General features: G+C 39.5%; 16 protein-coding genes. 10 read left to right on the top strand and 6 right to left on the bottom strand.

The annotated features are described in order from the left end of the window. Nucleotides 1-120: 120 nt before the first annotated feature. Genes DF947_RS10855 through DF947_RS10865 form a run of 3 tightly spaced genes read right to left on the bottom strand, consistent with a single transcriptional unit; the run spans nt 121 to nt 4,639 of the window. Nucleotides 121-1,902: a hypothetical protein gene (locus DF947_RS10855; RefSeq protein ID WP_109929707.1), complete on the bottom strand. Its 1,782-nt coding sequence runs from the start codon at nt 1,900-1,902 to the stop codon at nt 121-123. Continuing rightward, nucleotides 1,902-3,989 (bottom strand): coiled-coil domain-containing protein, encoded by a 2,088-nt coding sequence (locus DF947_RS10860; RefSeq protein ID WP_109929708.1) that lies wholly within the window; start codon nt 3,987-3,989, stop codon nt 1,902-1,904. Before DF947_RS10860 ends, DF947_RS10855 begins: the two co-directional genes overlap by 1 nt. Continuing rightward, nucleotides 3,986-4,639 carry a hypothetical protein gene (locus DF947_RS10865; protein ID WP_109929709.1) on the bottom strand — a complete coding sequence of 218 codons (654 nt, stop codon included), beginning with the start codon at nt 4,637-4,639 and terminating at the stop codon, nt 3,986-3,988. Before DF947_RS10865 ends, DF947_RS10860 begins: the two co-directional genes overlap by 4 nt. Nucleotides 4,640-5,015: 376 nt before the next feature. Between DF947_RS10865 and DF947_RS10875 the strand changes: the two genes are divergently transcribed. The 4 genes from DF947_RS10875 to DF947_RS10895 all read left to right on the top strand — a co-directional run bounded on the left by DF947_RS10875 (nt 5,016) and on the right by DF947_RS10895 (nt 8,086). After that, nucleotides 5,016-5,264 carry a hypothetical protein gene (locus DF947_RS10875; protein WP_109929711.1) on the top strand — a complete coding sequence of 83 codons (249 nt, stop codon included), beginning with the start codon at nt 5,016-5,018 and terminating at the stop codon, nt 5,262-5,264. 8 nt (nt 5,265-5,272) lie between these two features. Continuing rightward, on the top strand, nt 5,273-5,719 hold the full coding sequence (locus tag DF947_RS10880) for a hypothetical protein (protein ID WP_109929712.1): 447 nt from the start codon (nt 5,273-5,275) through the stop codon (nt 5,717-5,719). A 393-nt stretch (nt 5,720-6,112) separates the two neighbouring features. Continuing rightward, entirely contained in the window at nt 6,113-6,913 is an 801-nt protein-coding gene (locus DF947_RS10890) for an SOS response-associated peptidase (RefSeq protein ID WP_158526262.1), read from the top strand. A gap of 39 nt (nt 6,914-6,952) precedes the next feature. Then, nucleotides 6,953-8,086 (top strand): serine hydrolase domain-containing protein, encoded by a 1,134-nt coding sequence (locus DF947_RS10895; RefSeq protein ID WP_109929715.1) that lies wholly within the window; start codon nt 6,953-6,955, stop codon nt 8,084-8,086. A 99-nt stretch (nt 8,087-8,185) separates the two neighbouring features. On the opposite strand, the gene DF947_RS10900 is transcribed toward DF947_RS10895, so the two are convergent. Continuing rightward, a complete protein-coding gene (locus tag DF947_RS10900) occupies nt 8,186-9,493 on the bottom strand; it encodes an erythromycin esterase family protein (RefSeq protein WP_109929716.1) in 1,308 nt (435 codons plus the stop codon). Nucleotides 9,494-10,050: 557 nt separating this feature from the next. Between DF947_RS10900 and DF947_RS10910 the strand changes: the two genes are divergently transcribed. Further along, the gene (locus DF947_RS10910) at nt 10,051-12,189 is read left to right on the top strand and encodes a S9 family peptidase (RefSeq protein WP_109929718.1); all 2,139 of its coding nucleotides are present in this window, start codon (nt 10,051-10,053) and stop codon (nt 12,187-12,189) included. A gap of 99 nt (nt 12,190-12,288) precedes the next feature. Beyond that, on the top strand, nt 12,289-12,972 hold the full coding sequence (locus DF947_RS10915) for a Rossmann-fold NAD(P)-binding domain-containing protein (RefSeq protein ID WP_109929719.1): 684 nt from the start codon (nt 12,289-12,291) through the stop codon (nt 12,970-12,972). Between the two features lie 98 nt (nt 12,973-13,070). On the opposite strand, the gene DF947_RS10920 is transcribed toward DF947_RS10915, so the two are convergent. Continuing rightward, nucleotides 13,071-13,250: a hypothetical protein gene (locus DF947_RS10920; protein WP_109929720.1), complete on the bottom strand. Its 180-nt coding sequence runs from the start codon at nt 13,248-13,250 to the stop codon at nt 13,071-13,073. A 481-nt stretch (nt 13,251-13,731) separates the two neighbouring features. Here DF947_RS10920 and DF947_RS10925 point away from each other — a divergent pair, with 481 nt between their 5' ends. Together DF947_RS10925 and DF947_RS10930 are read left to right on the top strand one after the other, a co-directional pair. Continuing rightward, the gene (locus DF947_RS10925) at nt 13,732-15,432 is read left to right on the top strand and encodes a glycoside hydrolase family 3 protein (RefSeq protein ID WP_109929721.1); all 1,701 of its coding nucleotides are present in this window, start codon (nt 13,732-13,734) and stop codon (nt 15,430-15,432) included. Between the two features lie 212 nt (nt 15,433-15,644). Further along, nucleotides 15,645-15,839 carry a hypothetical protein gene (locus tag DF947_RS10930; RefSeq protein ID WP_109929722.1) on the top strand — a complete coding sequence of 65 codons (195 nt, stop codon included), beginning with the start codon at nt 15,645-15,647 and terminating at the stop codon, nt 15,837-15,839. Nucleotides 15,840-15,905: 66 nt separating this feature from the next. Here DF947_RS10930 and DF947_RS10935 read toward each other — a convergent pair whose 3' ends face one another. Continuing rightward, a complete protein-coding gene (locus tag DF947_RS10935; protein WP_109929723.1) occupies nt 15,906-16,439 on the bottom strand; it encodes a thioredoxin family protein in 534 nt (177 codons plus the stop codon). 105 nt (nt 16,440-16,544) lie between these two features. Between DF947_RS10935 and DF947_RS10940 the strand changes: the two genes are divergently transcribed. Together DF947_RS10940 and DF947_RS10945 are read left to right on the top strand one after the other, a co-directional pair. Beyond that, nucleotides 16,545-17,210: a TatD family hydrolase gene (locus DF947_RS10940; protein WP_109929724.1), complete on the top strand. Its 666-nt coding sequence runs from the start codon at nt 16,545-16,547 to the stop codon at nt 17,208-17,210. 71 nt (nt 17,211-17,281) lie between these two features. Continuing rightward, nucleotides 17,282-18,076, top strand: coding sequence for a tRNA threonylcarbamoyladenosine dehydratase (locus tag DF947_RS10945; protein WP_109929725.1), 795 nt, complete (start codon nt 17,282-17,284; stop codon nt 18,074-18,076). The last annotated feature ends 97 nt before the right edge of the window (nt 18,077-18,173 follow it).

Below are 18,173 nucleotides of genomic sequence, written 5' to 3' on the forward strand. Positions count from 1 at the left end.
ATTGATGAAGTTAAATATAGTAATTTTGTGACGCTGGCATAGCGGCAAGATCCTGGCACATTATGAAAATCGCAACCCCTCCCAAACTGCACATCTAGTGCTGAATGGATAGACAACATTCTATTTATAGGTGGACATGCTGCTTGGCGATACTTTATTTGCTGGTACAATTATACTTACAATGCCATCAGGATAATTACCTCCCAGAGAGTAGTGGGTTTTTAAATGCTGAAATTGGAACAGCTCCCTGATATCATTTATTGGTGTGTTATTACCGGTTTTGTCCGATAGTTCAAAAACCATAAATATTCCTAGCTGGTCATATGAGTTTGTATAGGTCTGCGCCTGAGCTAAGTAATCAGCCTGGATATCTTGCCAGGTAGGTTTTGTTTTGGTCTTCTTGACTTCAACCGGGAAGACCAAGCCGTTATCATTATAAGTAACGTCAACTCTCCCGGCCCCAGATTGATTGGCCTCATACAGATATCGGAATCCTGCCCCAGATTGCCGGAGATTTCTGAAAAGGCTCTCCTGGAAAATGTGCTCGGTCTTGCCCGTAGCCAGTTTTGGGTTGTATAATTCTGGGAAAAATTCTTTTTTTTCCTGCATGCTCCGTACCACGTAAGCAATCACATTGCTTAGCACGATTGAAAAGGAATTCAACTTCTCTACGGGATACTGCGGTATGAAATTCTCGATAGCCTTGCGCAACATCGCAAAAACCTCATCACCCTGGGGAAATCCGGTCATAGAATAGGTCGCATCCTTAGCTGCATAGGCGCTGATCAACCCGGCCAGGGCCAGTGGATCGTCGTCAGAAATCAAGGAAATATCTGCCTCTATCTGTTGTAAGGGAATGTTCTTATATCGCCTTGCAAGAAAGGCGATGATCTGAACGTTGTCTTTTTTTTTGTGTATGTTTTGATTTAATGAATCCTGTATTTCTTTCAGGAAACGCTGGTATTCCGGATCTACCTCTTTCTCGATTAACACACCAAGTCTCCCTGATGATGCGATCAGATTGCTGGAATAAAGGGGGGAAATCACAGAACTGGTTACCTGTTTGAACTGTTGAAGAATTGTTTGGTCGATAAGACTTCCGTTCACCTGTACATTGATCAAATCCTGGTGAAGGGCAAAAACCTCCTTCAACTCTGCGTCGTAATTCCACCATTTGCTTTCCTCATCCAATTTCTTTATGATGTCTACACTAAGGCTTAAAACCTGACCCAGGTGTTGGGACAAGCTCAGATTTTCTCCATTACTGAATATTTCGAGTCTCCAGAGTAAGACTAGGCATTCAGCCAATAGGTTCTGATACTCTTCCTGCTTACCAGAAATCAGGCCCAGGATGAAATCACATGTGGCGGCGAAATAAGCTGCATCTACGCGGTTTTCAACAATACTGCTGGATTCAGAAAAGAGCGAATGACAGGATTGAAGATCTGCTATGAGACCTGATGATCCATTTTGTGGGATGGCTAGAAAGGCCAAAAGCCCTTTTCTGTATAAAGCTTCGCTGGAAACATCTGCGTTCAGATGCCTGCTGAGTTGCTCGAAAACCTGGTCAGCGTTTGCACTCGCATCGTAGTGGAGAAACAACAAACGGAGACGTGATATTTGTACAAAAGGATCTGCATCATCCTCAATATCCTCGAGCAATATTCCCAGTAAGGTCTGCCGGCTAAGTTTTGAAATGAGTACAAGACTGCTACAGATCTCAAGCGCACATTGACGGATGTACGCGTTGGTTTCCTGAACGATAATGGATTGCAGAAGTATTTTCAGTACAGGCGGGGTATAGTTCTGGAAATAGCCTTCGTCAAAAAAGCTATCCAAAAAATCCGATTTCTCAGCCTCGGATAAATTGTCAAAATCTTGATATTGTTTAGGGATGTTCATTAAAAGACAAATTGACCACTTTCTCTAACTTCAATTTTTTCGGCAGAGCTTATAATGCTTGTCAGTTCCCTATTTGCAGTTCCCACCATCACCTGTACCTGCTCGCCAAACTTTTCTTCGATATGCAATAAGGTTTTCTTCAAACCCTCCACGAAGTGGATATCGGCCTCTTCCTTCGTTGGAGAATCCAGGATAATCAGTCTGGGATGCCTTCCCAAACCTTTCTCCAGATCCAGTTCGATGAGGCTCAGATATAAAGCCAGTTTTGCCCTTAACTGTTCGCCCTCAGAAATGTCGTTGAAATTATTTACCACATTTCCCTGGTGGTAGTGGATGACGAAGTTGTCCGGATTGATCACGACCCTGGTGTAATTGGAAAGTCCTAACGAATGTAGCTGGCTGAGCATGATTGCCTCAAGTTCGGACAGGGTGGCCTGTCCCAGTTTCTTTCTGCTCCTGAGCATCAGTTCATGCCCGGTTCTAAGTACTTCAGCCTTTTTTTTCAATTTATTGTCCAGCTCCATAGTGGCCTGTTTTTCAGCAATTGCGATCTGATTTTCCGTTTTGATTTTCTGCTCAAGAAGATTTTCGAATTTGCTGAAATAGTCTCCCTCAGCCGCTGCTATCATTTGGTTTCTATTTCCCTCAGCTGCCTTTATTGATTGGTCTAATTCACTAAGGTCAGTTTCTAATTTTAGCACCTCATTTTCCAAACGGGCGAAGTTTGTATCATTGATCTTAACCTTTTGTTCGAGGTTGATGAGTGCCTGGTTCTCTTTTTGAGAAAGTAGCTGATTTCGCTCGATCTCTCCCTTAGCTTCCTTTATTCTCAGTTGCCAAATTTCTGTATCGTTTCCTTCCGCAGTCATCGTATGGTCACAGAGCATGCATATTTTAGACTCCTTCTCGAGCAAACGCTTGTCCTTATCCACTTCATGATCACAGTGCGGGCATTCGGTGACTTCCAGGTTGTTAAAGAATATACCGGAATCAATATAATCCTGGTATTCAATAATGAGCTTTCGGAACTTATTGATCTCTCTGGCGCCATGCTGGATTGAATCCTGTTTTTCCTTTATCTCAACTTGAGAAGTATTGAAAGCAGTTTTCATTTGGTAAAGCCTGTCTTCGCCTTCCAATTTCTCTTGTCTTTTTGTCTCCCTGGATTGCTGATATGAATGTAGGTTTTCTTCGATTTCCTCGATTGCTTTTTTTTCCGGATTAGTCCTCAATTTAACAATCTGCTCATTTGTGGCGATTAAACCATTTCGCAGTTTTTGTAAATCCTCAACGCTAATCGATTGACTTTTTTCCTGTTCTGTCTTTAGGCTCCATTCACGTTCTGCCTTTTTGGCTTTTGCCTCCAGTGCATGGATCGAAAAGGTATATTCAAGTCCCAAAAGCATTTGGAATACCATTGCATGCTGATTACCAATTTCGAGATTCCCATAGTCTTTTGACTGATGGTATATCGAGGAGTAATAGCTTACCCAGGTCAAATCTGCATCACTTAAGTTGATACTGGGTTGTGATGCCTGAACTCTTTTAATAGGGTAATAGTCAAACTCTTCGAAAAAAAGTTCCTGCATGAATTCGGCTAAACCGTCTTTGCTTTTGAATGACTTAATCGGATCTTCACGCTCAATACTGTCAATGGCAGATGCATAAACAGCTGCTTTTAGCTGTGCACCGGTGAGGTTCAATTCGACCGAGTAAACCGCATCTTTAATGGAAAATTCAAGCGCTATGTATTTCAACCAGGTCTTTACCAGGGGAGTGAACTTATCCCTGCCCGTCAGCGCAAATCCGATAGCCTTGAAAATGGTGGATTTCCCCTTTAGATTATCCGCGACCCACATACTCACCCCACTAAACAGTTGGCGGTCATATCTGAAAGCGTTATCGTCGTTTTTCTTCCCTTCAAGTATTATCCTCCTCAACAGTAGCCTTTTCTGAGGGGATTCCGGAACACTCTTATTGTAGCCATCATCTTCAAGAAAAAGTATTTCTTTAACCTCTTCCAGTGAGAAATCCGCTGCATAAATTTCGTGTACATATTTTACAAATTCTTCGAACTTGAAATTCATAACGCTTCGTTAAATTCTTTGTTGAACATATTTTTGGCTTCTTCCGCTATATCATGTATATACTGATTGATCATGGCATCCTTATATTGGGTATGCCCATATTGGAGTGCTTTGAGTTCACTACCCTTAAGGTCTCCAAAATATTTTTTGATTATCGCACACCTGTCACTGTACCATTTTAGACCTGAAATGGTGTTGAGACCATTTTCAACCTTTTGTTTACCAAATGAGGTGAGGAAATATTCTTTGTTATATTGCTTGAGGGAACTGTCGATTTTGCTTTCAAAATCAATAAGTCCGTGGGATTTTAGGAAATTTATGGTTTTATCCAGGTTCTCCCAAGCACCGTACAAGAATTTCCTCATGTCTATCGTTCTTATTTCAGGCTCATGGGAATCTATTATTTCACCGACCAGCTTTTTGATTTCAGACCTATCGATCGATGAGTCTTCGTTCATTTTAAGCATCAGTTCATAGCATAGATAACTTGGATAGCGGATCAGAAAATCCAGCTTTTGTACCTTAACCTCACTTTTAAGTCGGGCTATTACCTTAGGTTTATCGTTATCCTGGAATGGCTCTGAAAAGAAATAAATTATCAATAGGATACGTAGCCTATCCCTATATTTTTTATTGAGGTTTTCCTCCATCGTGGTTTGAGTGCATTAATAATATATCGACCAATATAGGAAGATGGAATCTAATTTAAATAAAAAAATCAAGCATTTGTATAATGCACAAGATGTGTGCGGTCCAAATCACTGAATCTGTTTGTCCTCTCTGATCTCCACACGCTTTTTAGGGCATTCGGTGATTGGATGCCTGGGCAAACTAAAGAAAGGTTCGAGGGACTACATGAAATAAGTTATTCGACACATATCTTTATCACTAATAATATTAGCATTTTTGTGTTGTTGAAATATAATTTTACCAATTCAAAAATTACGACGCAACAAATGGGTTATCCATTTACCGTTGACAATAGTGAGAATTATAAATTCCGTTACAAAACAAAATCTGATGACTATGATAAGATCATTCATCTTTAAAGGTTATTTCTGGGGCACGGTCAGCGATGTGGAAATATCGCTCGCACATGGCGCAGGTAGTGATCACTTTCATATCATGGTAGATCGATATTATCACGGATGCGTGTTCAGGCGCAATGGAAAACTTGTTGCTTTTCTCTCAGAAACAACGGCATATTCCAACGATGACGAAAGAGAAATCATTCAGATCATAGAGGAAAACTTTTACGGGCAGCATTTTGTTTAAAAGATACCATGAACAGTTATCACTTCAATATTTACCCTTTTGACTCCAAACAGGCTCAAGACTGTATTGTGCATTTTGATAGTGGAATCTATCATGTTCATGTGGAGGGAAAGAAGATCGGGGTAATGGTAAAGAATAGAAATGAAGAATTTGCATTCCAGACCGACGACAAAGAACTTATGCCCCTTTTGGAAGAAATCTCTGGTAACCTGCACGAGCTGCAGAACCGCGCGACCTTCAAGGACATACTTTTAAAGAAATACTCTGAAATTTTATCAGCAGAATTTACCGACCAGGAGACCCTTGCACTTACACTGTCCGATGATACAGATCTGGGCGATTTTGCAAGCTGCCTTTCAGATGTAATTTATGATGATGTGGAGTTTGATGAACATTTAAATGTTATACTCTCTAATATAAGCGGAGATGAAGTGCGCGATATTCAAATAAATTAAGTCAAATATGCCATTAGCTAAAATACAATTGAAAGCCCTTGTATTATTGGGAGTTAACCAGCATGGCTAAAAGTGTTTTTTACTTACGTCTCGTTATTTTTTTTATTAATTTTAATGATGCGACCTATTGAGCCACCGTTTGACCTTTTTATTGAATCAAAGATGGTGCGGGTCGTGGAGTATGTAATTGGTGCTAAACGGGTTTTCCGAGTGGATTATAACGACAGTAAAAAGCCCCTTACAATCACCGTAGCGATAGGGCCCAACAACAAGAAATTTTGGACGTCCATTCCTGAGGGGAGACAGGCAGAGGCAGTGCAAATTGGCAGATTAATTGCGGATCATATCCGTGATAAACAGATATAGAGTATGTGTTATTATAACGGACAAAAGGTGACCAGATCTGAATTTATCCAATTGAAGCAGTTGGAAAAAGCGGTGAGGAATTATGATTTTTTGAATGTGGAAGTTCATAACGGATTCAATTATCCGCTATGCGCTATTGCAGTTGCGACCGACGATAAACGCGATTTTGAGCTCATACAGGCGCAATGGGGCTATGTGCCAGGCAAAATGGGAACAGATGAGGCAATCGCCTTTAGAAGAAAACTTACCACGCTAAATTTCAAAGGGGAAAATTTGTTCGTCAGTGAAAGTGGAAAGCCATCAATGTGGAGGAATGCTGCAAGAGAAAATAGGTGCCTGGTGTTCTCGACCGGTATTATAGAATCCCAACATATCCCGAAGCTTGGGAAAAAAGGGCAGGAACTTAAAGCCACGACCAAATATCCACATTTGGTTGGTTTAAAAGGCCATGAATATTTTTGGATGCCGGGCTTGTACAGTGATTGGGTAAACCAAGATACTGGAGAGGTGACCAGGACTTTCGCAATAGGGATCACACAGGCAAATGAATTAATGAAGCAGGTTCATAATTCCAAATTGCGCATGCCTTGTATTCTTCCCGATAACCTTGCATGGGAATGGCTGATGGGAGACCTAACCGATGATAGGATTACTGAAATTGCAATGACCCAAATACCTTCCCGTATGCTGGAGGAGTGTACGATTGGTGCCGAATACAGGCTTGATGGAATTATAAACAAACAGCAATATGATGAACTCCCTAGAATAAAGCAAGAATCCATCGACAGCGAAATATTAGATTTTGATCATTGGCCAAAAGAGATTTAGGTCACCATTTTTCTTTAAATACAGATATATTTTTTGCCTATGAAACTGCAGCGCCTGATATCGATCTTGATCTTTTCCAGCTTATTGTTCCTGTCATTCAGCAGTAAGCAGCGGCATTTCATTCACAACGATAATCCACTACACAGCCATATTGATTCATTAATTGATGAAAAAGTGCGTGCCTACTATAAAGATTCGCGAGCTGTGGGACTTTCTATTGTGGTAATCTTGCGTGGACAGTTTTTTTATTACAATTATGGAGAGATCCGAAATGGTAGTGGCATACTTCCCAAATCAAATACGATATATGAGATCGGATCGGTAACGAAAACATTCACCGGAATTCTCCTTGCTCACGCCCTGCTGGACCATAAGGTCGGACTGGATGACGACATACGTAAATACCTGCCTGGAAAATTTCCAAACCTTGTATACCAAAATGTCCCGATAACGATCAGGCACCTCGCCAACCATACGTCTGGAATCACCAGAATTTTCCCAAATGCCTGGGAACGTCCCGGATACGAAGATGCTGACCCGCTGAAAGGGTATGGAAGGGAAGGGTTGTACCAAGGGTTGCGCCAAATGAAGTTGGCTGCAATACCAGGTGAAAAATATGGTTATTCTAATATGGCTGTAGCACTATTAGGATATATTCTGGAAGATATTTATGGTAAATCCTATTCTACCCAGGTTGACAGACAAATTTTAAAGCCCTTGAGAATGACCCATACGGTAACAGATCTTCACCTCTTATCTGCAAAAGCTGTAGCAGTTCCGCATGATGATGCGAAAAAGGTGGTACCATTTTGGACATTATCCGGTGTTCCAGCAATGGGCACGCTGGGCTCTTGCACCTCTGACCTAGCCCGCTATATTGCAGCAAATAATACAGAGAAAGATCCTGCCATTCGCTTGTCACACCAGCCAACTTTTGGTACGACGCAAGAGGGAATGGGTCTCAATTGGTTCCTACATGAAATAGATGGTCAGCGTAACGTTGAGCATAGCGGCGGTACAGGTGGTTCACGTAGTTCTCTACAATGTTACCCTAGCTTAAATTCAGGGTTTGCTATACTAACTAATAGCTTGGCCAACCGAAACGATCTTGAAAAAGAAATGGCAAAGCTCGTTAGACAAGAGGCCTCAGAATCCGGAGCAAAGACCCGGTAAATGGTCGCTACAATTTAATATTATCTGTTTTGATGTCCTGATATCCAATCCGATTTGATTCAACGATCACTACGATTTACGTTTCATCTCAGTACACTTTTATTGGGTTTTATCCATATAAAGAATTCCGTCAAAAGACAATACTGGTTTTAGGTTAAGAAAGTTTCTGGTATTTGCCTCCATTGGTATTTCTGTTGACAAGTAACTTAATACCCTTGCTTTCTCTTTAGCCTGCCTTAAATCTAAAAAATAACGTGGTAGGCCGACTTTGTTTAACGCGCGATCAAAGCTATATTCCTGAGCGGTTTCTATATTGGCTCCAACACTTGATCCAAGAATATATAGTTTTTGTCCCAGTTGGGAACGAAGATATTCCCCCATTGCATTAGGTGGTCGAGAAAATGCGTCCCAAACACTTCCTTTCGTAGGCTGACCTTTAACATGTGCATTATGGGCGAACACTAGCACATTGCCTCCTTGAGATTGTCTTTGTAATACCCATAAGACATTCTCTGCCATGGAAGCATCGCGACTGCTCATTAATGCCCAGCCCTCGGGAGGGATTTTGCCTGGGATCTCCGGCGGACTTAGTCTTATCAACCGATTGGTTTGCCTAGCGGCAACCGCATTACGGTAAGCCCATTCGAACTCATCAGTTGAGCTACTGGCAATCAATCTTATCTTTTCCCTCTCAAAATAACTGATGAGATCGTCTAAGATGCCAGACAGCTTATCATGTTCAGGAATTGAGATGGCAGCATAGTTTTTAACCGACATCCTTGGCAAAAAAGTTTCTAATCGGTCTTTGAAGTTTTGAGCATTCTCTTTATCTGTTTTGGTGAGGTATTCCATTGTGTTATCTAAGGCCATGTGATGTACCGAAGTATCACCAGGGAATCCAATCTGCTGCATATCCATACCAAAGAATCCTATTTTCCTTTTATTGGAAGCATTCTGATTGTAGGTTCGCATCCATCTAATCAATGCCATATTTTCCTTCGACATCCCCCTGGTCAAGTTCACTGAATCAAGTGCGCTCACGATGAGACCACTCACAAATTTCGAAGCATTATGACTTCCCGCAAGATCACTTTCAAGAACTATACTGGTGTAGCCACAATTTTCGACGAGGAACTTAAATAAGCGGTTTCTAAATGCTAATGGCTCAGGAAAACCATGAGCGGGCTCTCCGAGTGCAATAACCCTTACCCCGGCTAGCGTTTTTTTTAGCTGCAGTATATCATCAGATTTATTTTGACTCCCTTCCATTTTAATTTCAAGGGCTTTCTCCTTTGCCCAATTGACAAATTCCATCTCATTAGAAGATGTTGTTCTATTTGATTGTTGTCCAAATACCGACAGCAGCGGAAAAATGATAATAAGGGTGCAAAAAAGAATAAGTCTCATAGTAGTGGCTTTGGAGTTAGACCTTAAAAGCGTCTATTTGTTACTACTCGAATCAGGATTAGCCTCATTGCCAATTTTTTACAACCTTAATTTATTTCAGATATCTATATGTGCTATTTCAAGATTGGTACCGCTTTTCTTATTGACCTTTTACCCCTTTTGCAACTGCAATATCACCTGAACTTTTCGTGCCTTAAGATCAGGCTCGACGTTAAGAAAGATAATCGAGGGAACAAAAGTAAAACCCGCAGGATTTTTATAACTTTAACTAGAATTATGTTCTTTGAAACGATCAAGATCAATCCTCAGTATTTGCAGGTTGAGTGATCATGATGTCAGGCAACTTTCTAAACATTCATGTGGCAATATTGTGGCACTTTCATATAATTCCTGTATTTAATGCCCTTAGTAGCTTAAAATGAGGTCGGTTCGAATCCCGCCCTCTCCGCTTTTTTTCTAAGCTATTGCCAACCGTCAAATTCTGTATCATTCTTAATACTTTAAATTGAAGTGTAAGAACTGTGGTTATTTTTATCGTCGAAGAATAAACTCAAACAATGAATAAATATTTTCTTACGGTAACAGCCTGTGCGTTGGCTGTTTCTGCATCCGCTCAACAAGGCAATTCTTTAACTGCCAAAGATTACGAAAGAGCCGAAAGTTTTATGGGCTATAACACTGCAAAATTTATTGATAATGCCAACATTCAGCCCAACTGGCTCGATGGAGATAAATTTTGGTATACCACAAAAACTGATAAAGGCGAGCAAACCTATTTGGTAGATCCGGCAAAGAAAACAAAAACACTTACTACAGATTACAAAGCTACGGCACCAACCGGTGGCAGACGTTTCGGTGGCAGAAACGAGGTTTTATCGCCCGATGGCAAAAAAGCAATCTTGATAAAAGACTACAATTTATATGTTAAGGATGTTGCAAGCGGAAAATTAACGCAGTTAACAACCGATGGTATAAAAGATTATGGTTACGCAACAGATAATGCTGGCTGGAAACACAGCGATGCCCCAATTTTGCGCTGGTCGCCAGACTCTAAAAAGATTGCTACTTTTCAGCAAGATCAGAGAAACAGTAAAGACATGTATTTGGTGACCACAAACGTGGGATCGCCAAAACTAGAAGCGTGGAAATATCCATTGCCTGGCGATAAAGAAATTCCAACAATTAGAAGAGTGGTAATCGATGTAGAAAATCCTAAAGTAATTTCTTTCAATATCCCCGCCGACCCGCACCGTGCAACTTTGAGCGATGACATTTCGAGCAGTGGAACTTTTGATGATATTGATTGGAAAGCAGATGCCTCGGAAGTTGCATTTGTTTCTACTTCAAGAGATCATAAACAAGAAAAATTTAGAATTGCCAATGCCTCTACTGGAACCGTTCGCGAGGTTTTCGAAGAAACGGTAAAAACACAATTCGAATCTGGTCAAGGCTCAATTAACTGGAGATATTTACCAGCTACAAAGGAAATTATTTGGTATTCTGAACGCGATAACTGGGGGCATTTGTATTTATATGATGCAACCACAGGAAAAGTTAAAAATCAAATTACTAAAGGCAATTGGGTGGTAACCCGATTGTTAAAAGTTGATGAAAAAGCCCGTACGCTTTATTTTATTGCAAATGGTCAGGACAAAAAGAACCCTTACTTTGGGCATTTTTATAAAATTGGATTTGACGGAAAAAAATTAACAGACTTAACTCCTGAAGAAGGAAATCACATCGTTTCAATATCACCTTCTGGTCAGCATTTTATCGATACGTATTCACAACCTGATGTTCCACCGGTAACTTTAATGAGAAATTTAGATGGAAAACTGATTACAACTTTAGAGAAAACCGATGTAAGTAGATTAACTGCAACAGGCTGGAAAGCACCAACACCTGTTACAGTTAAGGCACATGATGGTAAAACCGATATTTATGGATTAATCTTTACGCCAACCAAAATAGATGCGAATAAAAAATATCCGGTTATCGATTATATTTATCCAGGTCCGCAGGGTGGAAGTGTTGGCAGCTGGAGCTTTGTAGCTTCTCGTGGTGATAATCAGGCCTTAGCCGAACTGGGATTTATTGTTGTGGTTATCGAAGGTACAAGCAATCCAGATCGCTCTAAAAGTTTCCACGATATGAGTTATGGCAATATGGCTGAGAATACTTTGCCAGATCAAATTACAGCTATTAGACAGTTATCAGAAAAATATCCAATTGATACCACCAAAGTTGGCATTTGGGGGCATTCGGGCGGTGGTTTTGCAACTGCGGGAGCAATGTTCCGATATCCAGATTTCTTTAAAGTTGGTATTTCAGAGTCAGGAAATCACGAAAATAGAAACTATGAGGATGATTGGGGCGAACGTTACAATGGCTTGGTAGAAAACGCTGATTACGAAGCACAGGCCAATCAAAATTATGCTAAAAACTTAAAAGGCAAATTGATGTTGGTGCATGGATTAATGGACGATAACGTACCGCCTTATAATACGCTATTAGTGGTAGAAGCCTTAGAAAAAGCAAATAAATCTTTCGATTTGGTAATTTTTCCAAATAGTGCCCATGGCTACGGCACATATTCTCCTTATATGATGCGCAGACGCTGGGACTATTTTGTACAAAATCTTTTAGGTGCTGAACCACCCAAAGATTACAAAATGCAAGGCACCGTAATCAGATAGTAATGATAAAGGTCTCGACGAAAATCGAGACCTTTATTTCTTTAACGCAAACAAATTTTCGTGTTTTCAAGTTGATACACGAACACAGAAAATAAAATCATGGGCAAAACTAGAGCAGAAAACAATGTAATCATAATGGGCACAACTGGTATGGTTGGCGAGGGAATTTTAATTCAATGCCTAAAAAGTCCAGAAATAGATTCAGTTTTAGTTATTAACCGCAAACCTTGTGGTTATGCACATCCTAAGCTTAAAGAAATTATTCACCAAGATTTTTTGGATTTTTCGCCATTGGAAAATCAGTTAGCGGGTTATAATGCCTGCTTCTTTGGATTAGGAATTTCCTCAGTTGGTGTTGATGATGACACCTATTATAAAATGACGTATACTTTAACCATGCATGTTGCCCAAACATTGGCCAAGTTAAATGAAGATATGACTTTCTGCTATGTGTCTGGTGGCGGAACAGACAGCACCGAAAAAGGCAGACTCAAATGGGCTAGGGTGAAAGGTAAAACAGAAAACGATTTAATGATATTGCCTTTTGAGCAAGTATTTAACTTCCGCCCAGGTTTTATCAAACCGATAAAGACGCAAAAATATGCACACAAATTTTATAAATATGTGAATTGGACGTTTCCTATCGGAAGAAAAATCTATCCTAACGGTTTTTGTACTATGGAAGAACTGGCCAATGCAATGATTAACACTTTAAGCCACAACAACGAACGCAGAATACTGGAAGGTAAAGATATTATCGCACTGGCAAACGAGCCATCTTAGAAGTAAAATGGAAATGTAAAGGGAAAATGTATGATGGAAGATGGATTCTATAAAGTTCGTTAACCATTACTCATCTTCCATATTACATCTTCCATTAATTATTTTTTGTTATCGTACTTTCTTTGGTTGTCCTTATTCGAGGTTTGGTCTGAGCGCTGCCCGCCACCATTCGTAATTCCCTGAATTTTTTTATCCACTTTCACATCATGGTTTGCTCTATCGGCAATCGAACTTCCCTGAGTTGTTGGGTTGTTTTTTGGTGTGCTTACATTTTTCATAACATTATAAATTTAATTAATACTGTTTAACGAGCGCCTTTAATATTAACCGCTGGCAATAAATTATGTTTTAATTTTTTATGATGAATGGATTTAACAAATGTAGAGACAGACAAATAAATTGAAAATGAACGTTCAACATTTCATTTGGAAAGCGGGTTTATTTACTAGGGGCAAAGGCTACGAAAAAGAAATTCCATAAAAAACCTGCGAGGTTTTCAAATCACAAACTTCGTTTCTAAACCTGATGGCAGCGGCAGCTCCCGATTCTTCATCGGGACTATAGCGAACAGCAGGGCTGATGCCGCCAAAGAATTACGGAACCATTCGTTTTCAAAAAAAATAAAATTGAATTCATTTTATAGTCTGGCCGTGTTTATTTAATCAACAACCTAATGTATTAAATCGATTACTTGGATTGGTTTTTGTTTAATTCGTTTTTTGATTCTTAATTTAGCACATCGGATACAACAAAACACACGTGAAAAAAAATCTATTCTTCCTTATTATCTTCTGCATTGCAACAATTTCTGCAAATGCGCAAAAGCAAACCTATTTAGAAATGTTAGTCAATCAGCCGAAATGGGTTGATTCTGTTTTTAATAAATTAAACCGTCGAGAAAAAATTGCACAAATGTTTTTCGTTAGGGCGCATACCAATTTAGGACAGAAATATACCGACTCGGTAGGCATGGTGATTAAAAAAGAACAGCTTGGAGGTGTAATCTTCTTTCAGGGCGGTCCTGTTAGGCAAGCCAGAGCAACCAATGCCTATCAAAAAGTTAGTCGCGTGCCTCTAATTGTGGCAAATGATGGCGAATGGGGCTTAGGCATGCGCTTAGACAGTACGATATCTTTCCCTTATCAGATGACCTTGGGCGCCATCCAAAACAAGGATTTGATTTACAGAATGGGACAAGAGGTAGCCAAAGATTTTAAGCGAATGGGCATGCAGTTAAACTTGGCACCCGATGCGGATGTAAACAATAACGCCAAAAACCCTGTAATTAATTACCGTTCTTTTGGTGAGAACAAATACAATGTTGCCAATAAAGCAGGCGCTTACATGAAGGGTATGCAGGATGGTGGCTTATTAACTTCTTTGAAACACTTTCCTGGGCATGGCGATACGGATGTAGATTCTCATTATGATTTGCCACAGCTAAACTTTAGTCCGACTAGATTGGATACTTTGGAAATGTATCCATTTAAAGAATTGGTTAAGCAGGGTGCTTCGGGAATAATGGTTGCCCACATGAATATTCCGCAGTTGGACAACACACCCAATTTACCATCAACCCTGTCAAAACCAATTATTACCGGCATTTTGAAGCAAAAAATCGGTTTCAAGGGATTGATTATAACCGACGCCATGGATATGAAAGGTGTAGTGAAATACTTTAAGGATGGAAACGCCGATTTGATGGCCATAATGGCCGGAAACGACATTTTGGAGCTTTCGGAAAATAGTGATAGGGCAATTAAATTGGTTCGTAAAGCTATTCGTCAAAACAAAATAGATATGAAAGTGATTGATGAAAGCGTTAAAAAAATTCTTACGGCAAAATATTGGGCTGGGCTAAATAAACGTGACACCATTGTTACCCAAGGCATTATTGCAGGTGTAAATCGCAATGCGAGCAATGCATTGGTACAAGAACTTGCAAACGCTTCGGTTACGCTTTTAAAAGGAAAGGAATATATTAAAAACTTAATTCCGATTAGAAGAACCGCAATTATCAGCATTGGCGTTCCTTCGGTTACCACGTTCCAAAAAGAAATTTCTAAGGGTTATTATAACTCGGTTTATTACGTTTTAGATAAAGATGCAAGTGCAACTCAAATTTCAAATGTGGCAAGAGAAATCGGTGCCTTCGATCAGGTAATTGTTGGCATTCACGATAGCAGATCGAGGCCAGCAAATAACATCCCATTAAATGCCGGCGTTAAAAATTTTATAAAGGAATTGAGCACAAAAAATGCAGTTTTCGCTTTGTTTGCCAATCCATATAACTTGGCCGGATTACCTGGTCTAGAAAACAGCAAAGGATTAATTATTGGATACCAAAAAGAAGATTACATGCAAATTTCTGCAGCCGCGGTGATTAATAATCGACTGGTTCCAACGGGTAAATTACCGGTAAGCATTTTGCCGAATTATAAGTTTGGTGATGGGTTGTAGATTGGTTTAACCACAAAGACACTAAGAACACAAAGAGATGCCGGATGAATTAATCTGGCATTTTTTATTTGCCCATTGTCTACAGTAACACAGAATTCACGGAGTAGCTTGCAACAAGCCCCTTGGTCTTTCAGCTTTAGTCTTTTAGCATAAAAAAACTTAAAACAATTTCATGTTCTAAATCATTTATCTAATTATAAAAACTCAAAGTTATGATAGACCCAAAAGACGAAGATTACTCGAGCGATCCGAATGATGCTTTACGCAGAGAGGACGAAGTAAACGATATAAATGAATTAAGCGGTGATGACACCAACATTGAGCACGATAAAGATATGCTGGAGCAGGCTGATGAAGCCTCTAGAGCATCGTATGAGCTTAATCTCGATGATGAAACTGATGACTAAAAAGAAAGCCACAGATTTTCAGATATTAATCTGCAAATCTGTGGCTTTTCTGCTTTAAGCTTTACCTTACCTCGCTTTTGCTTTATACGTTTCAGGATTTACGGCTGTAACCGTCCATCCTTTTAAAAACGAGGTGATTTTTTTCACATCGTGCCCAACTTTCTTTTTGCCATTTGCAGCCACTTCTTCCGTTTCTAAATAAGAAGAATTTTCGATATGAAGCACTTTGCCTTTACCATCCAAGATTAAGAACACAGGAAACCCAAATCGTTGAGGGTAACCTAAATCTGCCAAAACCGCTTCATTTTTATTTTCCGGACTATAATTAACCAAAACGGTTTCAAAATTATCGTTAATGAATTGTTTTAAAGTTGCAGTACTATCAACCAAATTGTGGAACGCAATGCACCATGAACACCAATTGCCTCCAACCTGCAAAAGCACGTGTTTATTTTCTTTCGAAGCCTTTGCAACTGCTGTTGCAATATCTGCTTTGGCATTAGCCTGTGGGTTGTAAATGTGAACCGTTTCTTTTTTTGCCTGACTGAAAGCAGCGGTAGAAATTAACACAGCAGTTAATAATATTAATATTTTTTTCATGATTTTTAAGAATGATGACGTAAAATTAATAAAGTCGACTAATTTTGTAGATTATTAGCGAATTCTTTACAGAGCAACTACATTTAACAATTCTAATTTTTTGAAATGCTGTATCATGATATCCATACCCACCAGCCACTGCCGAAACAAAATGTTCAAAGCATTTTGAGTTTATCGCTAACAGATGGGAATTTATATCCTTTAGCCAGTATCAGGCCAATATCTGTTGGATTACATCCATGGTTTGCCAAGTTGGAAAACCTAGAATTTCAATTCGAAAATTTGAGAAGCAAAGCGCAACAACCTAACGTTAAAATGATTGGGGAATGTGGATTGGATAAAGTGAGAGGAGAAAGCTTAGAAAAGCAACTCATAATTTTAGAAAGGCAAATTACACTGGCTGAAGAACTGAATAAGCCGATAATACTTCATTGTGTTAAAGGATTTGCAGAATTAATAGAAATTAAGGAAAGGTTAAAAGTTAAAGTTCCGATGATTATTCACGGTTTTAACAAAAATGACGACCTCGGAAAACAGTTAATTTCTAAAGGTTTTCTATTATCTTTTGGAACCTCTATTTTTAGGGTAGATTCAGGGCCACAAAAACTTATTCAGCAAACCGATAATTTTTTCCTGGAGACTGATGATGCTGAAACTCCTATCGAGAAAATTTATGAAACTGCAGCCAATTTAAAAAAATGTTCAGTTGATGAACTTAAAGCACGTATTTTTGCCGACTGGAAGAAATTGAATTTAACCCCAAGCCCCTAAAGGGGTCTTAGTGGGACAAAAAATTATATATTTTTAAATTTAAAACTCCCCTATAGGGGTTGGGGATTAATATGTCTAATACAAGCTGGCTTTCACGCTCTGCCCTATTAGTTGGGAATGATGGAATTGATAAACTCCAATCGAAACATGTTTTGGTGATCGGTTTGGGCGGGGTAGGTTCTTTCGCCGCCGAATTTATCTGTCGCTCGGGTATTGGCGAAATGACCATTGTTGATGGCGATGTAGTTGACCCGACAAACAGGAATAGACAATTGCCTGCTTTGGCAACAAATCATGGCGTAAGTAAAGCGGCAATTATGCAGGAACGCTTGTTGGCCATCAACCCAGAACTGAAACTTCATGTGGTAAATACTTTTTTGACACCCGAAAAGTGCAGGGAAATTTTAGAATCGAAATTCGATTACATTATGGATTGCATCGACAGTGTAATGCCGAAGATTACTTTGCTTTCGACCGCATTGGAGAAAAATATTCCGATTGTAAGCTCTATGGGTGCCGGTGGTAAAATGGATCCAACAAGATTAAGAATTGCCATGCTACCCGATACCTATCAATGTGTTTTTGCAAGTTACGTTCGTAAAAGATTGAATAAACTCATTGGAGCCGATAAAATTAAAGCCGTTTTCTCTACTGAGGAAATGGATAAAAATTCCATGATTATGACCGATGGAAGCAATTTCAAGCGTTCGGCATACGGAACCGTTTCTTATCTTCCAGCAGCTTTTGGTGGCGCTTGTGCATCGGTCGTAATTCGAGATTTATTAGGACTTAAGATAGAAACGGCCGAAAGGCCAGCCAGGATTAGTCATAAAACGCTGGCGAAGAAAAAGAAAAAAAATTCTTAGCGTTAATTTGTTTTGTGGAGACACGAACCAAATCAATTGTTAATATCATGATTTCGGGAAAATTTTAAATTGTTGTAAGTTAGATGTTGTGAAAAAA

Source organism: Pedobacter paludis (assembly GCF_003173575.1).
GTDB lineage: Bacteria > Bacteroidota > Bacteroidia > Sphingobacteriales > Sphingobacteriaceae > Pedobacter > Pedobacter paludis.